Annotated in this window: 5 protein-coding genes; 1 reads left to right on the top strand and 4 read right to left on the bottom strand. The window is 66.4% G+C overall.

The genetic code is table 11. The features are described 5' to 3' along the window. Position 1: 1 nt before the first annotated feature. From WDB88_RS14350 to WDB88_RS14365, 4 genes are all read right to left on the bottom strand, one after another. Positions 2 to 1,945, bottom strand: coding sequence for a hypothetical protein (locus WDB88_RS14350; RefSeq protein WP_339109790.1), 1,944 nt, complete (start codon positions 1,943 to 1,945; stop codon positions 2 to 4). After that, positions 1,942 to 3,219 carry a hypothetical protein gene (locus WDB88_RS14355; RefSeq protein WP_339109802.1) on the bottom strand — a complete coding sequence of 426 codons (1,278 nt, stop codon included), beginning with the start codon at positions 3,217 to 3,219 and terminating at the stop codon, positions 1,942 to 1,944. Before WDB88_RS14355 ends, WDB88_RS14350 begins: the two co-directional genes overlap by 4 nt. A gap of 67 nt (positions 3,220 to 3,286) precedes the next feature. Next, positions 3,287 to 3,766, bottom strand: a complete 480-nt coding sequence (locus WDB88_RS14360; protein WP_339109791.1) for a DUF1036 domain-containing protein — start codon at positions 3,764 to 3,766, stop codon at positions 3,287 to 3,289. Positions 3,767 to 3,913: 147 nt separating this feature from the next. Then, the gene (locus WDB88_RS14365; RefSeq protein ID WP_330647218.1) at positions 3,914 to 4,783 is read right to left on the bottom strand and encodes a tetratricopeptide repeat protein; all 870 of its coding nucleotides are present in this window, start codon (positions 4,781 to 4,783) and stop codon (positions 3,914 to 3,916) included. Between the two features lie 336 nt (positions 4,784 to 5,119). Here WDB88_RS14365 and WDB88_RS14370 point away from each other — a divergent pair, with 336 nt between their 5' ends. After that, positions 5,120 to 16,456 carry an autotransporter-associated beta strand repeat-containing protein gene (locus WDB88_RS14370; RefSeq protein ID WP_339109792.1) on the top strand — a complete coding sequence of 3,779 codons (11,337 nt, stop codon included), beginning with the start codon at positions 5,120 to 5,122 and terminating at the stop codon, positions 16,454 to 16,456. Positions 16,457 to 16,476 lie beyond the last annotated feature (20 nt).

The following is a 16,476-nucleotide window of genomic DNA, read 5'->3' on the forward strand; positions in this document are numbered from 1 at the left end:
CTCAGCCCGCGTCTGCCCGCGCCAGTATCGTGTCGATGGCGCGGCGATAGGCGCGGGTGGCGGGGCTTTGTGTGCTGGCCAGCGGCAGCGATGCCGTGCTCTTTCCGCCAACCTTGCGTTCCGCCCAGATCTGCAGGTCGGCTATGCTGCGCCCTGTCAGGAACGGGTTGGCCGACACGACATTCGCCCCCATCACCGTACTCACCAGCGCATCGGGATCGGCCCGCAGCGCCTGTACCGCGCCCTGCGGTCCTAGAAAATGCGCCAGATACAGCCGTCCCGCTGTGATCGGAATGCCGTTTGCAGCCAGATAACGGCGGTTCTCGCGGGTCAGGGCATAGACCATCTCGACGGACAGAACCGGATCGGTGCGCAGCGCCAGCACCTCGTCACGGGTCAGGGTTTGCATCAGTTCGGGGTGATATTGCGAAATCATCCGCAGCCATGTCGAGATGATGAACTGCCCCGGACCAAGCGCGCTGGACCGCGGATTGCGCGCATTGGCCTGCCCGCCGCTTTCGACATGGATGATGCGGGCGATCAGGGTCCGGATCGCCTGATCATCCTCGTCCGCAGGGCCGCTTGCGGACGGGTCCGTTCCGGCAGGCGGCAGGGCCCCGTTTGCCAAGGGGGTGGCGGCACCGGCACAGGCCCATTCCCCCGCCTCTTCGACAACATAGCACTGGCGCGGCGCGTGGCCGGCGGTTTCGGCAGGCAGCCCGACATAAAGGATCTGCCCCAGCGCGCCCCCCTGTTCTGCCGCACCCGTCACCCTTAGCAGTGTGATCTTCTCCTCGGGCTGGGCGCGCCTGTCCAGACTGAAGCGCTGCGCCACCATGGCCACCAGATTGCCCGCCACGCTTTGGGACAACCCGCTTTGCAATGCGGTTGTGTAAAGCGCATCCAGCAAAAGCGGCGGGGCGTTTTCCGTGCGGAAGGCTTTGGCCGCGCGTGCGGGCAGCTCCATGCCGTCCCACGGATTGGCCGCGCGGACCCATCTGCCAGACCCGACCTGTGCCAGACTGCCGCGATACCCTTCGGGGCCATAAAGCGAGACCTGCCGAAGCTGGTTGGCCTTGGTTGTGGCTGTCGAAGGTTCCAGCCGCAGCGCCATGACCGATTTTGCCGGCAGCGCAGATGTCTTTGCGCCGGTATTTGCGTCGCTCCCTGTGTCGGGCGCTGCGTCTGTCCGTGCGGTGGAGAGCGGCGCAAGCTGGCGCATGACGGCTTGTGCACCGGCCTGCGAAAACCCCGCCTGTTCCAGCAAACCCGCCCCCGATGCCTCGCGCCGTGCCAGCAGGATCTGGTCCTGAAACAGCGCGCGGCGTTGGGCCTGCGGACGGGCAATGATGGCCAAACGGTTGGCGGCAGGCCGGAAGGGGGCAGAGCGTCTTTGGGCCAGCGCACGATTGCGGCGGGCCTGATACAGGGCGAAATCTTCGGGGCTGGAGGGCGGGTTGAGCTGGAGCCGGTCACTATCGACCGCCAGCCGCGCCTGCGACAGATGCAGCGCCAAGCTTCCTTGCAGCCGCGCGGCTGGCAGGCCGTCCTCGGCCCGCGTGGCAAGGGTGCGCTCGGTCTGCGCATCGGGTTGCGGCAGCCATAGCATCAGCGGATCGCGTGGCAGGTTCAATAGCGCCACGAACGGGTCGGGTTTGGTGGCTGTGTCAGGCGGGGCGGGCGGGTCTTCGACCATCGCCAGATCCTGATCTTCCGATATCGCGCCCGTTTGTGCCGCAAGGGGGCGGGGGGGTGCGGGCCCCTCAAGGGGTGCAGTCTGGCGCGTCTCGGGGGAAGGCTGCCACCACCATGCCAGCGCACCGGCCCCAAGCGCCAGAGCGGCTGCGCCAAGGAGCAGACGCCGTGCAATCCGTGCGCGCCGGCGCGCGCGCGCGCGCGCATTTGCGGCACGGAACGCGGGGTCGATCCCGTCTTTAGGGCTCATTTGTACACCCCGTTCATCAGCCGCAGCTTCTTGATGACGGGTGTATCTTCTTTCGGCGCGGCAGGCGGGGGCGCGGTGCGCTGGGGCGTTTGGCGGACAGGCGATGTGCGCGGTTTCTCTTCCCTGACGACGGTTTTCGGCGCGGGGCAGGCCACATCGGGGGCCAGAATGATCTGGCGATAGAGGGCGGCTGCGGCGTCTTCGGTGACGGCTTCGCTTGTGTCGTCACGCTCGTTGAAATAGCCGCGCACGGCCGCGCGCGAGCCCGCACCCCATTTGCCATCGATGCTTTGACGGTAACAGCCCATGCGTGCGAGTTCGGTCTGGATCGCGCGGGCCATCTGTGCGGCGGGCGGGTCGAAGGCACCTTCATTGACCAGCGCCCGATAGGTCTCGGGATTGTCCTGACGCAGGGCGATCCGGCTGGCGAGATCCCGCGCTTGGGTGCCATCTTCGGGCGTGGGTGTCAGGAAGGCAGGGCCGATCAGCCCCAGAATGACCGAAGGCTGGGGCAGACCTTTTGCGGTCGGAATGGCGGCCAGTGTCTCGTCGGGCACCTGCGTCAGATCCGCGCCTTGCGGGGGGGCGTAACGGAATGCGGCGGGCAGGGGGGCGGCGCTGCTGTCCTCGGGGGCCGGAGCCGAGATCTGCACCGTGGCAGGGGCCGTTTGGGCAACCGGTGTCAGCATCAGATCCGGCGCATCGGGGGCCGCATCGCTCCAGAAGCCCGCGAAATAGGCCGAAACCGGTTGTGCGGAGGCCAGATCACCGGCCTGTTGCAGCCGCGCAAACAGCCGGTCTCCGCCGTCGGGGCAGGTCTCGCCCGGCGCGGCGCTGGCAATCAGCCGGATCCGGTCCGATCGTGGCAGGGTGCGCGGAGCGGCAGGGGCACCGGAGGCCTGCGCACAATTACCGCTCAGCAGCACGGTCTGTGACAGGCCACTCTGGATGATCAGGTTGCGCAGGGCGCTTTCGGTCAGCCGCGCGCCGCTTTGTGCCATATCGCCATAGACCGCCACCACCATTCCGCGCCCTGCCTGATGCGCCTGCCCCAGCGCTGTGGCGATTGCCGCCTGATCCGGCGCGCGGGCCACGGTTGTGCGGGTGGCACCGGCAGTGGTCAGGGCCTGCGCGGCACTCTGGGGCAGGCCCGCCCCGTTTTGCGTCAGGTCGACCACCAGCGCATCCCAGATTTCGGCGGGGGCGTCCTGTGCCATTGCCTGCCCTGCACCAAGGCCGAAGCCCGAAGCCAAGCCCACCCCCAGGCATGTCATAACCAAGCTGGGGCCGCCCGGCAGCCTGCGCGCCGCTTCTTTCTTGGGGGGCGTGTCGATAGGGTGATTACGGCGCATCGGGATAGACAGAGAGCGTAAAGCCTCTTTCCTCTTTCGTATCGACTTCCAGATAGCGCGCTTCGAGATAGCCCCGTGCAAGGCAGTCGCTCTCACCGCGGATGTCGAATTGTTGCGGTGCGGCGCACATCGGGGTGGCTCCCTCGACCAGCACCTTTCCGAACGGGTCGGTGGCCAGCACATAGACAAACCGCGCATGTAACGGCTGGTCGGTCAGCTGCGCGCATTGGCCCGGCCCGATCACCCACCAGCCTTTCGTTTCAAAGAGATCGTCGCGGGACTGGCCGAATGCCGCGCTGAAGACATCCAGTGTTTCATTGCACAGCCGGAAGCCCGCCGGTTCGGTCTGTGCCGCGCTCCTGTCCGCGGCAAGCCCCCCGATTGCGCCCGCCAGAAGCCCTGCCACCAGCCAACTGCCCGCGCAAGGGCGCAAGCGGGAGCGGGGCTGCTGTATCGCGGCGGCGGTCATGTCGCACTCCATGCGGGCAGTCGCGGCGCAGGCGCGGGAAGGGAAAGCACGGGCTTTCACGTCACGGCCTGCGGGGGTCATCATATCCCAAAGCATAGCACATGGGCCTGTGGCAAGCCCATGTGTTTTCCTGATCTGGCGCGCGGCTCAGGGATTGGCTTTGGCCGCGGTGCCTGCGCGCAGGGCGTCCATCTTGGTGCGGGCCTCTTCCTGCGCCTTGGCAAGATCTTCTGCCGAGAGCTTTTCTTCCAGCTGGTCACGCAGCTTCGCTGCGTCGGGATGGTTCCGTGCGGCTGCCAGATTGGCGTAGACATAGGCCTCGCCCAGATCTTCGGTGATGCCGGTGCCGCTCTGATAGGCCAGCGCCATCTCGTACAGCCCCAGCGCATTGCCCTGATCGGCGGTCTTCTGGAACAGCGCCACGGCCTTGGCGGGATCGGCCTTGATGCCGGTGCCGTTTTTCAGCGCAAGGCCCAGAAGGTTGCGGGCGGCGATATGGCCCTGATCGGCGGCTTTGGTCCATTCTGCCACGGCTTTGGCCTCATCCTTGGCCATGCCGCGCCCGTTCATATAGACGACACCGCAATTGAACGCGCCATTCGCATCGCCTTGGTCGGCGGCCGCGCAGACCAGCCTTGCGCCCTCTTTGTAATCGCGCACCACGCCGCGCCCGTCGAGATACATCAGGCCCAGACGGTTCTGGGCCTCGGCGGACCCCTTCTCGGCAGCGGCGCGATAGAACTCGGTCGCGCGGGCGGGGTTCTTGGCGGTGCCCAGACCCAATTCGTAGAATCGGCCCAGATAGAACCCTGCATCGGCATTGCCGGCATTCCACGCGTCTTCGAACCCTTTCGCGGCCGCTTTCACATCGCCCTTGTCAAGCGCGGCCACTGCCGGTGCAAGAGGGTCATCTGTCGGGGCGGTCTGGGTTTGCTGGGCCAGCGCCGGAATGGATGTTGCCGGAAGCGACAGGGGCAGGGCGCAAAGCGAAAGAAGAACAATAGGGGACAAGCGCATGATCTGATCCTGATTAAATAGGTCTAATGATGATTGGCCCATCGCTAGAGCGACAGGCCCGTTCATGCAAGCCCGTAAAACAGCTTCTTGCGGCAATTCGCATCCCGACTTTCGGGACGCGCGCCGGGTCGAGGCGGTATAACCGGACACGATTTATCTCACAGGCAGAGATATTCAGCATTTATTAGAACTTGGGGCTTGCCGTACACGGTCGATCATTAATAAGAGAGGATAACTTTCTTTTCTGATCGCTTTCTATCTCGATATTCTTTGGGGGCTGGTGTGGTAATTCGTCATTTCATTGTTACAAAGTTCAAGCGTAACGATTTTGCAGCAGTGGCCCGCCCCCCGCGCGGCAAACGGATTGCCCTTCTCCTGCGCACCACGGCTCTGGCCTTGGCAATGATGGTCGGCGCGGGTCAGGTCTGGGCGGATAGCTATATCTGGACCGGCTCTGATGGCCAGTGGAGCGCGGATGCCAACTGGGATCTCGCCGCGACGCCGGGATCGGATGTCGCAAATCACGATACGGTCACCTTCAGCGATGGCGCAGCGACCCGGCATGTCGACCTCGACGGGCAAAGCTGGTCGCTCAGCGGGATGACCTTTGACAGCACCACGCCCTACACGCTCAGCGATGGCAGCATCATGCTTGTGGCAACAGATAGCGGCGATCCTGCTGCGTTGAACTTCCTCGGCCCGACCAGTCCCGATCTGACGGGCGTGGGTTTCCTTCTGGCCGCCGATACCGAGATCACCAACGCGGCCCCGCTGACCACCATCGCGGCGAATTTCTCCGGCGCAGGCAACCTGAGCGTGGACGCAGGTGATGGCAATACCGTGGTATTTACGGGCCTCAACACCCAGTTGGGCGACACGTCGGTGCAATCGGGCACCCTTGAGGTAATCGGCGGCTCGGCCCTGAGCGATTATGGGGTGGTGTCGCTGGAGAGCGCGGGCACGGCGTTGATCGTCGAGACCGCCGAGACCGTCGGCGGGCTCAGTGGTGTCGCGGGCAGCACGGTCACGCTCAATGATGACCTGACCGTGGCGAGCGGGATGACACCCCTTCCCACCACTTATGGCGGGGTGATCTCGGGCACCGGGTCTTTGATCGTCGCTGGCGCGGATCTGACGCTGTCGGGGGTCTCGGAGTATAGCGGATCGACGGAGGTCAGCGACGGCACGCTGACGGTGACCGGGACGGGGTCTCTGGCCAGCCGGTCGGTCGAGGTGGGCGGTTCGGGTCAGCTTGCGACCGCAGGCGGGGCGCTGGAGGCCGAGGCCTCGGTGGTGCTGGATGGCGGCTGGACGCTGTCGGGCGACGAGACGGTGGCGTCGCTGTCGGGCACGGGGGCTCTGGGGCTTGGCGATGCGGATCTGACGCTGGGCTCGGTCGGGTTCTCGGGCACGGTGGAGGGCACGACTGCGGCGGTCCTGTCGGTTGCGGGCAGCACGGGCAACAGCCTGGGCGGCGATCTGTCGGGCTTTGCGGGGACTCTGGCCCTGAGCAATGCCGATCTGTCGATTGCCGATGATCTCTCGGGCCTTGTGACGCTGTCTTCGGGCACGCTGTCGACCAGCGCGGCGGCGCTGTCGGCGGGGGTCTCGGTGACGGGCGCGGGCGCGATCATGGCCACGGGCAGCGGCGAGACGCGGCTGTCGGGGGCGCTGGATCTGTCGGGGGCGCTGTCTTTGGGCAGCAGCGACGGGCTGGCGCTGGATATGACGGCGGGGGTGATCGACAGCGGATCGACGCTGACGCTGACCTCGGGCAGCCTGCGGCTGGTGGATCAGGAGGCGGCGGATCTTCTGGCGGCGCTGTCCTCGACCGAGGTGCAGAGCGGCGCGGTGCTCGATCTGGACGGTCAGGCGCTGACGCTGGCGGATCTGCAGGGCGCGGGCGAGGTGAGCAGCACGTCGGCGGCGGTTCTGACGCTGGCCGATGGCACGTTCAGCGGGGCGCTTTCGGGCGCGCTGTCGCTGGTCTCGACCGGCGATCTGACGCTGTCGGGGGTCTCGGAGTATAGCGGATCGACGGAGGTCAGCGGCGGCACGCTGACGGTGACCGGGACGGGGTCTCTGGCCAGCCGCTCGGTCGAGGTGGGCGGTTCGGGGCAGCTTGCGACCGCAGGCGGGGCGCTGGATGCCGAGGCCTCGGTGGTGCTGGATGGCGGCTGGACGCTGTCGGGCGACGAGACGGTGGCGTCGCTGTCGGGCACGGGGTCTCTGGGGCTTGGCGATGCGGATCTGACGCTGGGCTCGGTCGGGTTCTCGGGCACGGTGGAGGGCACGTCTGCGGCGGTCCTGTCGGTTGCGGGCAGCACGGGCAACAGCCTGAGCGGCGATCTGTCGGGCTTTGCGGGCACTCTGGCCCTGAGCAATGCCGATCTGTCGATTGCCGATGATCTCTCGGGCCTTGTGACGCTGTCTTCGGGCACGCTGTCGACCAGCGCGGCGGCGCTGTCGGCGGGGGTCTCGGTGACGGGCGCGGGCGCGATCATGGCCACGGGCAGCGGCGAGACGCGGCTGTCGGGGGCGCTGGATCTGTCGGGGGCGCTGTCTTTGGGCAGCAGCGACGGGCTGGCGCTGGATATGACGGCGGGGGTGATCGACAGCGGATCGACGCTGACGCTGACCTCGGGCAGCCTGCGGCTGGTGGATCAGGAGGCGGCGGATCTTCTGGCGGCGCTGTCCTCGACCGAGGTGCAGAGCGGCGCGGTGCTCGATCTGGACGGTCAGGCGCTGACGCTGGCGGATCTGCAGGGCGCGGGCGAGGTGAGCAGCACGTCGGCGGCGGTTCTGACGCTGGCCGATGGCACGTTCAGCGGGGCGCTTTCGGGCGCGCTGTCGCTGGTCTCGACCGGCGATCTGACGCTGTCGGGGGTCTCGGAGTATAGCGGATCGACGGAGGTCAGCGGCGGCACGCTGACGGTGACCGGGACGGGGTCTCTGGCCAGCCGCTCGGTCGAGGTGGGCGGTTCGGGGCAGCTTGCGACCGCAGGCGGGGCGCTGGATGCCGAGGCCTCGGTGGTGCTGGATGGCGGCTGGACGCTGTCGGGCGACGAGACGGTGGCGTCGCTGTCGGGCACGGGGTCTCTGGGGCTTGGCGATGCGGATCTGACGCTGGGCTCGGTCGGGTTCTCGGGCACGGTGGAGGGCACGTCTGCGGCGGTCCTGTCGGTTGCGGGCAGCACGGGCAACAGCCTGAGCGGCGATCTGTCGGGCTTTGCGGGCACTCTGGCCCTGAGCAATGCCGATCTGTCGATTGCCGATGATCTCTCGGGCCTTGTGACGCTGTCTTCGGGCACGCTGTCGACCAGCGCGGCGGCGCTGTCGGCGGGGGTCTCGGTGACGGGCGCGGGCGCGATCATGGCCACGGGCAGCGGCGAGACGCGGCTGTCGGGGGCGCTGGATCTGTCGGGGGCGCTGTCTTTGGGCAGCAGCGACGGGCTGGCGCTGGATATGACGGCGGGGGTGATCGACAGCGGATCGACGCTGACGCTGACCTCGGGCAGCCTGCGGCTGGTGGATCAGGAGGCGGCGGATCTTCTGGCGGCGCTGTCCTCGACCGAGGTGCAGAGCGGCGCGGTGCTCGATCTGGACGGTCAGGCGCTGACGCTGGCGGATCTGCAGGGCGCGGGCGAGGTGAGCAGCACGTCGGCGGCGGTTCTGACGCTGGCCGATGGCACGTTCAGCGGGGCGCTTTCGGGCGCGCTGTCGCTGGTCTCGACCGGCGATCTGACGCTGTCGGGGGTCTCGGAGTATAGCGGATCGACGGAGGTCAGCGGCGGCACGCTGACGGTGACCGGGACGGGGTCTCTGGCCAGCCGCTCGGTCGAGGTGGGCGGTTCGGGGCAGCTTGCGACCGCAGGCGGGGCGCTGGATGCCGAGGCCTCGGTGGTGCTGGATGGCGGCTGGACGCTGTCGGGCGACGAGACGGTGGCGTCGCTGTCGGGCACGGGGTCTCTGGGGCTTGGCGATGCGGATCTGACGCTGGGCTCGGTCGGGTTCTCGGGCACGGTGGAGGGCACGTCTGCGGCGGTCCTGTCGGTTGCGGGCAGCACGGGCAACAGCCTGAGCGGCGATCTGTCGGGCTTTGCGGGCACTCTGGCCCTGAGCAATGCCGATCTGTCGATTGCCGATGATCTCTCGGGCCTTGTGACGCTGTCTTCGGGCACGCTGTCGACCAGCGCGGCGGCGCTGTCGGCGGGGGTCTCGGTGACGGGCGCGGGCGCGATCATGGCCACGGGCAGCGGCGAGACGCGGCTGTCGGGGGCGCTGGATCTGTCGGGGGCGCTGTCTTTGGGCAGCAGCGACGGGCTGGCGCTGGATATGACGGCGGGGGTGATCGACAGCGGATCGACGCTGACGCTGACCTCGGGCAGCCTGCGGCTGGTGGATCAGGAGGCGGCGGATCTTCTGGCGGCGCTGTCCTCGACCGAGGTGCAGAGCGGCGCGGTGCTCGATCTGGACGGTCAGGCGCTGACGCTGGCGGATCTGCAGGGCGCGGGCGAGGTGAGCAGCACGTCGGCGGCGGTTCTGACGCTGGCCGATGGCACGTTCAGCGGGGCGCTTTCGGGCGCGCTGTCGCTGGTCTCGACCGGCGATCTGACGCTGTCGGGGGCTTCGGAGTATAGCGGATCGACGGAGGTCAGCGGCGGCACGCTGACGGTGGCGGGCAGTGTCGGGGATGTCGATGTGGCCGCCGGTGCGCAGATGGATGTGCTGACTGGCGGCTCTGCGGGGCAGATCACGCTGGCGGGATCGGGCAGCAATGCGGGCGAGATCTCGGGGCTGGTGCAGAGCGCGGGCAGCTTTGTGAACAGCGGCACCATTACCGGTGCGGTCGGCCTTTCGGGCGGGCAGTTGGAGAATGACGCAGAGGGTGCGATCGCGGGCGTGCTCGCGGTTTCTGGCGGGGCCGTGGTCACGAATGCGGGCGCGCTGGCCGCGCTGAGCCTGAGCGATGGCACCGTGACCACAACCGGCACGTTGGGGACGGCGACGGTTACGGGCGGCAGCCTGCTGAATAGTGGCATCCTGTCAGGGGATGTGCTGCTCTCGGACGGGACGCTGGACAATAGTGGCGAGCTGTCGGGCGCGACCACGGTTGAGGGCGGTACGCTTGAGAATAACGGTCTTGTCAGCGGCAGCGTGACGCTTGCTTCCGGCATGGTGAACAATACCGATACCATCACCGGTCTGGTAACGGTGGAGGGCGGCACCTTTACCAATGATGGCACGCTGGCCGGACTGGATATTTCTGCCGGCACGCTGGTCAATCATGCAAGCGCTCAGGTGACGGGGGCGTTGACGGTCTCCGGTACGGGGCTTGTGACGAATGCGGGTTCGCTGGCCTCGGTCGAGATGACGGGCGGCACGCTGGGCAATAGTGGCACCCTGACCGAGGCCTTGGTGCAGGCGGGGGCGCTGACCAATGACTTTGGCGGGGCGATTGGCACTCTGCGCCTGAGCGAGACCGGCAGCGTGATCAATAGCGGCACTCTGGCCACGGCGATTGTCAGCGGGGGAACGCTGACCAATAGCGCCAGCGGCACCCTGACATCGGCCCTGTCGCTTCTGGCTGGCAGTGTTGTCAATGAGGGCGTGATCTCGGGCGATCTGACGCTGACCGGCGGCAGCCTGACCAATAACGGTGCTATCCGCGCGGATCTCGATATCAGCGACGCGACGGTCACCGGTGCAGGCACGATCACTGGCGATGTGACGCTGCGCGCAGGCGGTGACCTGACGGTGACCAGCATGCTTGACGGCTCGGTGGCGGTGCTGCTGGGCGGCACGCTGACGCTGTCGGAGGCCGATGTTTCGGGCGGGATCGACAATGCGGGCACTGTCGTGCTGAGCGGGTCGGTCAATGTGGATGGCGATTTCACCAATACCGGCACGCTGACCACCTCCGGCAGCACGCCGGTCCTGCTGACGCTGACCTCGGGCAGTTTCTATGCCGGTGGCGATATCGATGCCTCGGCCAGCAGCCTGATCATTACGGCGGGCGAGATCCAGATTCTGGCGGGCTTCAGCGTGACCGGCGATGTCACCTATGACGGCACGGTCACCAATGCCGGTCTGGTCGAACTTGGTCAGGATCTGAAAAACAATCTGGTCAACCAGACGGGCGGTCAGGTTTCGGTGACGGCCAATGTCGATGGGGCCGGGTTCGATGTCACCAATAGCGGCACATTCGCCATCGCGGAAGGTTTCGGGCTGGGCAATCTGGACCTGTTCCAGAACGAGGGCGATCTGGTTCTGGCCGACACGGCCAGCCTTGCGGCGCAGCGGTTTGCAGGCAGCGGGACCCTCACGCTGAATTCCGGTTCGGTGCTGGATATCTCGGACAGTTTCGTGCTGGGATCGGGGGGCGCTCTGACGGTCTTGGGGGCGGCGGCCTCGCTGGGCAGCAGCGCCTCGCTGACGCTTTCCTCGGGCAGTCGTCTGACAGTCGAGGACGGCCAGAGCCTGAACGGGCAGGCCACGACGGTCGATAGCGCGGGCAATATCATCGTCGGGCAGGATGCCAGCCTCGTGCTGGCGGGGCTTACCTCAAGCGGCAGCCTGACCAATAGCGGGACATTGACCACCACCACCGCCCTGACCAGCACCGGAACGCTGGTCAATAGCGGCACGATCACAAGCGGGCTGATCGTTGCGGGCGGGACGGCCACCAGCACCGGCAGCCTTGGCGACTGGACGGTGAGCGACGGGCGTCTGTCGCTTGCGGGCACAGGCGCTGCGGGGGTGATCACCGGCGGCGAGGTCGATATTGACGGCACGGTGGGCAGCATCGCGCTTTCTGGCGGCACGCTGGATCTCTCGGGGCAGTCGGGTGTGATCACGCAGGAGGGCGGCAGCGTCACGCTTTCTGGCGGCGTGGCCGACGGGCTTGTGGCCAGTGCCGGAGAGGCGAGGCTTTCTGGCGGCACGCTGGCCGGTGCATTGGCGGTGTCCGGCACGGCGGATGTGACAGTGGGCATGGCGCTGACCAATGCTGTGACGCTGGAAGAGGGCGCGCTGACGCTGACTGCTGCGGGCAGCATCGCGGGGGATCTGGGCTTTGCGTCGGGCAGCTTCACCAATGCGGGCACGCTGAGCGGCAATCTGGCGCAGGATGGCGGCAGCACTGAAAATAGCGGCACGATTTCGGGCGGCGTCATGCTGACCAATGGCAGCTTTACCAACCTCGTCGGCGGGCTCACAGGGGGCGTGACGCAATCGGGCGGCGATCTGGTCAATGCGGGCATTCTGGCCGCGCTGGAGCTTTCGGGCGGCACGGCGCTTTCAACGGGCGAGATCCTCGGAGCGGTCGATATTTCGGCGGGCAGCCTCGACAATGACGGGACGATTGGCGGTCTGGCGACGGTCACCGGCGGTCGTCTTGACACGAGCGGTGCCATTTCCGGCGGGCTGACACTGGCGGGCACCGATGCCGAGGTCGACAATAGCGGCAGCGTGACCGGTGCGATCACCGTCTCTGCGGGCGCGCTGACCAATAGCGGAGCGCTGAATGGCACCCTGACCCAGACCGGCGGCAGCGTGATCAACGAAAGCAACGCGACCCTTGCGGGCGATGCCACCGTGTCGGGGGGCAGCCTCGAGAATGCGGGGACGATTGGCGGCGATCTTGATCTGCTTGCGGGGAGTGTGACCAATAGCGGCAGCGTGACCGGCGATACCAGCGTGTCGGACGGGGCGCTGCTGGTGTCGGATGGTGGCAGCTTCTCGGGCGATGTGGTCCTTGCCGGTGATAGCGGCGCGGGCGGGGCTGTCGTGCAACTCTCGGGCCAGACCAGCGTGGGCGGGGATCTGGTGAATGACGGCACCATCACGACCGCCGACAGCACGGGGGCCGGTGTCAGCGTGGCCGGTGATTTCACCAATAACGGCACGATTGACGGCTCGACAGGCCAGATCAGCATCACGGCCTCGACCATTATCGTGGCCGATACGGCCTCGGTTCTGGGCGATGTCGTGCTGGAGGGCGCACTGGTCAATGCGGGCATGGTCGAGCTGACCAATGATCTGGAAGACGATGTCACCAACCAGCTTGGCGGCACGATCTCCGTGACCTCCGATGTGTCGGGCGCAGGCTATGACCTGACCAATGCGGGCGCGCTGGTTGTTGCGGATGCCGTGGCCTTCACCGGTCTGGGGGTGGTCGACAATAGCGGCACCATCGATCTGGGCGCAGGGGCAGAACTGGCCTCGGCCACGATGAACAATAGCGGCGAGATCACGCTGGGCGCGGGGGCCGTTCTTTCGGGCACCGGCAACACGCTCAATAATGACGGTACGATCACCGTTGGCGATGGCGGCACGGTCACCGATGCGGGCGCGATCAACAACAGCGGTACCATCACCTATGACGGGTCGGGCGTTCTGGCCGCCGATACGGGCGATAACGGCACCGCGCTTGTCAATGACGGTCTGATCCAGACTGTCGCAGGCGGCAATGATACCATCGTGATCGGTGATGGCAGCGCCAACAGCTTCGAGAATACCGCCACCGGCACTTTCGTCATCGGTGCGCTGGACAGCGTCGTGGCGACGCAGACCGATCTGGACAATGCGGGGGCGCTGAGCATCGGCAGCGGGGCCAGCCTGAGCCTTGCCAACCTGACCAATACCGGCACGCTGGAAAATGCCGGAACAGTGGATGTGTCTGGCAGCCTGACCAATGCGGGCGGCGCAATCGTCAATAGTGGCGCGGTCAGCGCCGATCTGGCAATGACGGCAGGCACGCTGGCCAATAGCGGTACTCTGGCCGAGGTCACGCTGGCGGGCGGCACGCTGACGCAAAGCGCAGGCAGCATTGCGGCGCTGTCGGTCACCGGTGGCAGCGCCACGCTTTCGGCGGGCAGCGTCACGGGCGATCTGGGTATCACCGGCGGCAGCGTGGAGCTGGCCGGAGCCGCCAGCGTGTCTGGCACCACCCGCGTGGGCAGCAGCGGCAGCCTGACCAATGCGGGCCAACTGGCCGATCTGGTCAGCGCGGGCACGACCGTGACAAGCGGCACGGTGACGGGGAATGCCACGATCACCGGCGGCAGCTTCACGTCCACCGGCACCATCCTTGGCAGCGCGACGCTGTCGGGGGCGGCGCAGGCACAGCTGTCCGGCACCATCGCGGGCACTCTGGCCCTGAGCGATACGGCCAGCGCCGAGATCCTCTCCGATCTGTCGGTGGCCGAGGTCACGAACACGACCGAGAGCAGCCTGCTGCTGAGCGCGGGCACTCTGGCGGTTGGCAGCGGCAGCCTGACCAATACCGGCACGCTGGAGATCGCGGGCGGCACGCTGGAGGCCGCGGTCGAGAACGCGGCCACGCTGGTGATGACCTCTGGGGTGATTGAGGGCGATCTGGCGGCGGGTGGTCGCGCGCAGACCGCATTGGCGGGCAGCCTGAACGGGGCACTGGCCATCACCGATGCTGCCAGCGTCGAGGTGACGGGCGATCTGGACGGGGTGACCTCGATCAGCCAGACCAGCAGCAGCGCGCTGGTGCTGTCGGCTGGAACGCTCAGCCTGACGGGCGCGCAAGGCGTCAGCAATGCGACCACGGTGTCGATCACCGGCGGCACGCTGCTATCTGACGCAGGTGCGGTTTTCACCAACGCGGCAGATGCCACGCTTTCGGTTGCGTCGGGGGGCACGCTCTCGATGGATGTCGAGAACGAGGCCGGGGCCCAGATGCTACTGGCCGGTGCCATGAACGGCGATCTCGTCAATGCCGGAACCGTGTCGCTGACCGGTTCGCTGACAGGCGATGTGAGCAATGAAACCGGCGCGGCGCTTGCGCTTTGGGGCGAGGTCACCGGCACGGTCTCCAATGCCAGCGGGGCGCTTCTGGCGCTTGCGGGGACTGTGGATGGCGATGTCAGCCAAGCCACCGGCGGCGTGTTGACGGTGGCGGCAGATGACAGCGCGACGATCACCGGATCGCTGTCGGGGCTGGGCCAGTTCGACATTGATGGGGCGTTGGCCATTGGCGATGAGTTCACCCTCGGCACGGCGGATGACGATGCGCAGGACGCGGTCCTGACGCTGGCAGGCGGTCAGCTTTCGGCGGGCAGCTTCCGCAATTTCGGCACCGTTTATCTGTCCGAGGATGCGGCGGTCAGCGCCGCGACGACCAACTATTCCACCGTCTATGTCACGGGCGGCGCGTCGATTTCGGGCAGCTATAGCAATGCGTCGGGCAGCCTTCTGTCCTTGGCCGATGATACCACGACAACCACGTTGAGCATTGATGGCGATGCGGCGCTGAACGGGACCATCGTCCTTGATGCGGCTCTGGGTGCGACGGATCAGTCGGCGGATAAGATCGCGGTGTCGGGTGCGCTGAGCGGCCATGCCACGATCGTCTTCAACAATCTGGCAGGCGATGATTACGCCCTGCTTGACGACGATCTGGCGATCCTTACCTATGGCAGCAATAACGGCTTCAGCGCCACGACCTCGGGTCTGCCGGAGACGGGGGCGGTGCTTTATGCGCTGTCCGATGACAGCAGCTCGAACACCATCAACCTGATTTCCGGTGCCAACCCTGCCTTCGGCGGGATCGCCTCGGGGCTGGCGCTGACCCAGTCCTTGATGGGCTCGGTGATCAACCGTCCGACCAGCCCCTATATCTCGGGTCTGGCCGCTGCGACAGAAGATGACGATCTGTGCGGCTTTGGCGGTTGGGGCCGGTTCGTTGGGGGTAAGGCCACCGCCACCGGCGCGTCGCAGACCGCGCTTGGCACCTTCCAGAACGAGGTCGAGGCGACCTATGGCGGGGCACAGGCGGGCTTTGACCATAGCTGCTTCAAGGATATCATCGGCGGCTGGAATGTCAGCTTCGGCGGGATCGGCGGCTTCAACATCGGCAAGATCGAACAGCCGGTCTATCTCTTCGATACCTCGACCGCGACGCTGAACACCGCGATCAAGACCAGCGAGAACAAGATCGATTTCAACCAGATCTATGGCGGCGGATATATCGGCCTGTCCAAAGGGCGCTGGGTGGCCGATCTGCAGGCGCGGGTGGACCGCACAAGCTATGACATCAAGAACCGTGCGACCGCGAACGAATATGGCGAGGCGCTGGGGCTGGATGACCAGAGCTACGACAGCCACGGCTATACGGTGTCGGGCTCTGTGGGCTATGCCTTCTCGCTTGACAGCCTTGTGTCGGGGATGAACCTCGTGCCCTCGGCGGGCTTCTCGTGGACGCGTTCGCAGGCGGATGACATCTACTTCTCGAACGATCCCGATGATAGCACCGATGATGGCGTGCTGGAATTCGATCCGATCACCAACAAGATCGCCTTCACCTCGCTGACACTGTCGCGCGGGCAGATCCTTGCCTCGGGCACCGAAGCGATCAACTATTTCGCGACGGGCACCTATTACCACGATTTCGGTGACTCCGCGAAGGCGACCTATTACGTGCTGGATGATGAGGGCAACAAATCGGGCACCGGTCTGGATGCCACCAACGAATTGCTGACCGATTACGGCGAGATCAGCTTTGGTCTGAACTATACCAAGGTTCTCAACCCCGGCATGGCGCTTCCGGCGCGGCAGTTCGATGCCTCGGCACGCTTCGACGGGCGCTTCTCCGATCAGCTTGACGGCTGGGGGGTTACGGCACAGCTGCGCTGGCAGTTCTGATCCGGTCGGGCCGGAACAGG

The organism is Thioclava sp. GXIMD4216 (assembly GCF_037949285.1).
GTDB lineage: Bacteria > Pseudomonadota > Alphaproteobacteria > Rhodobacterales > Rhodobacteraceae > Thioclava > Thioclava litoralis.

Bases quoted from the DNA above. Each gene is read 5' to 3' on its own strand.
- WDB88_RS14350 (WP_339109790.1), bottom strand. From the start codon at position 1,945: ATGAGCCCTAAAGACGGGATCGACCCCGCGTTCCGTGCCGCAAATGCG.
- WDB88_RS14355 (WP_339109802.1), bottom strand. From the start codon at position 3,219: ATGACATGCCTGGGGGTGGGCTTGGCTTCGGGCTTCGGCCTTGGTGCA.
- WDB88_RS14360 (WP_339109791.1), bottom strand. From the start codon at position 3,766: ATGACCGCCGCCGCGATACAGCAGCCCCGCTCCCGCTTGCGCCCTTGC.
- WDB88_RS14365 (WP_330647218.1), bottom strand. From the start codon at position 4,783: ATGCGCTTGTCCCCTATTGTTCTTCTTTCGCTTTGCGCCCTGCCCCTG.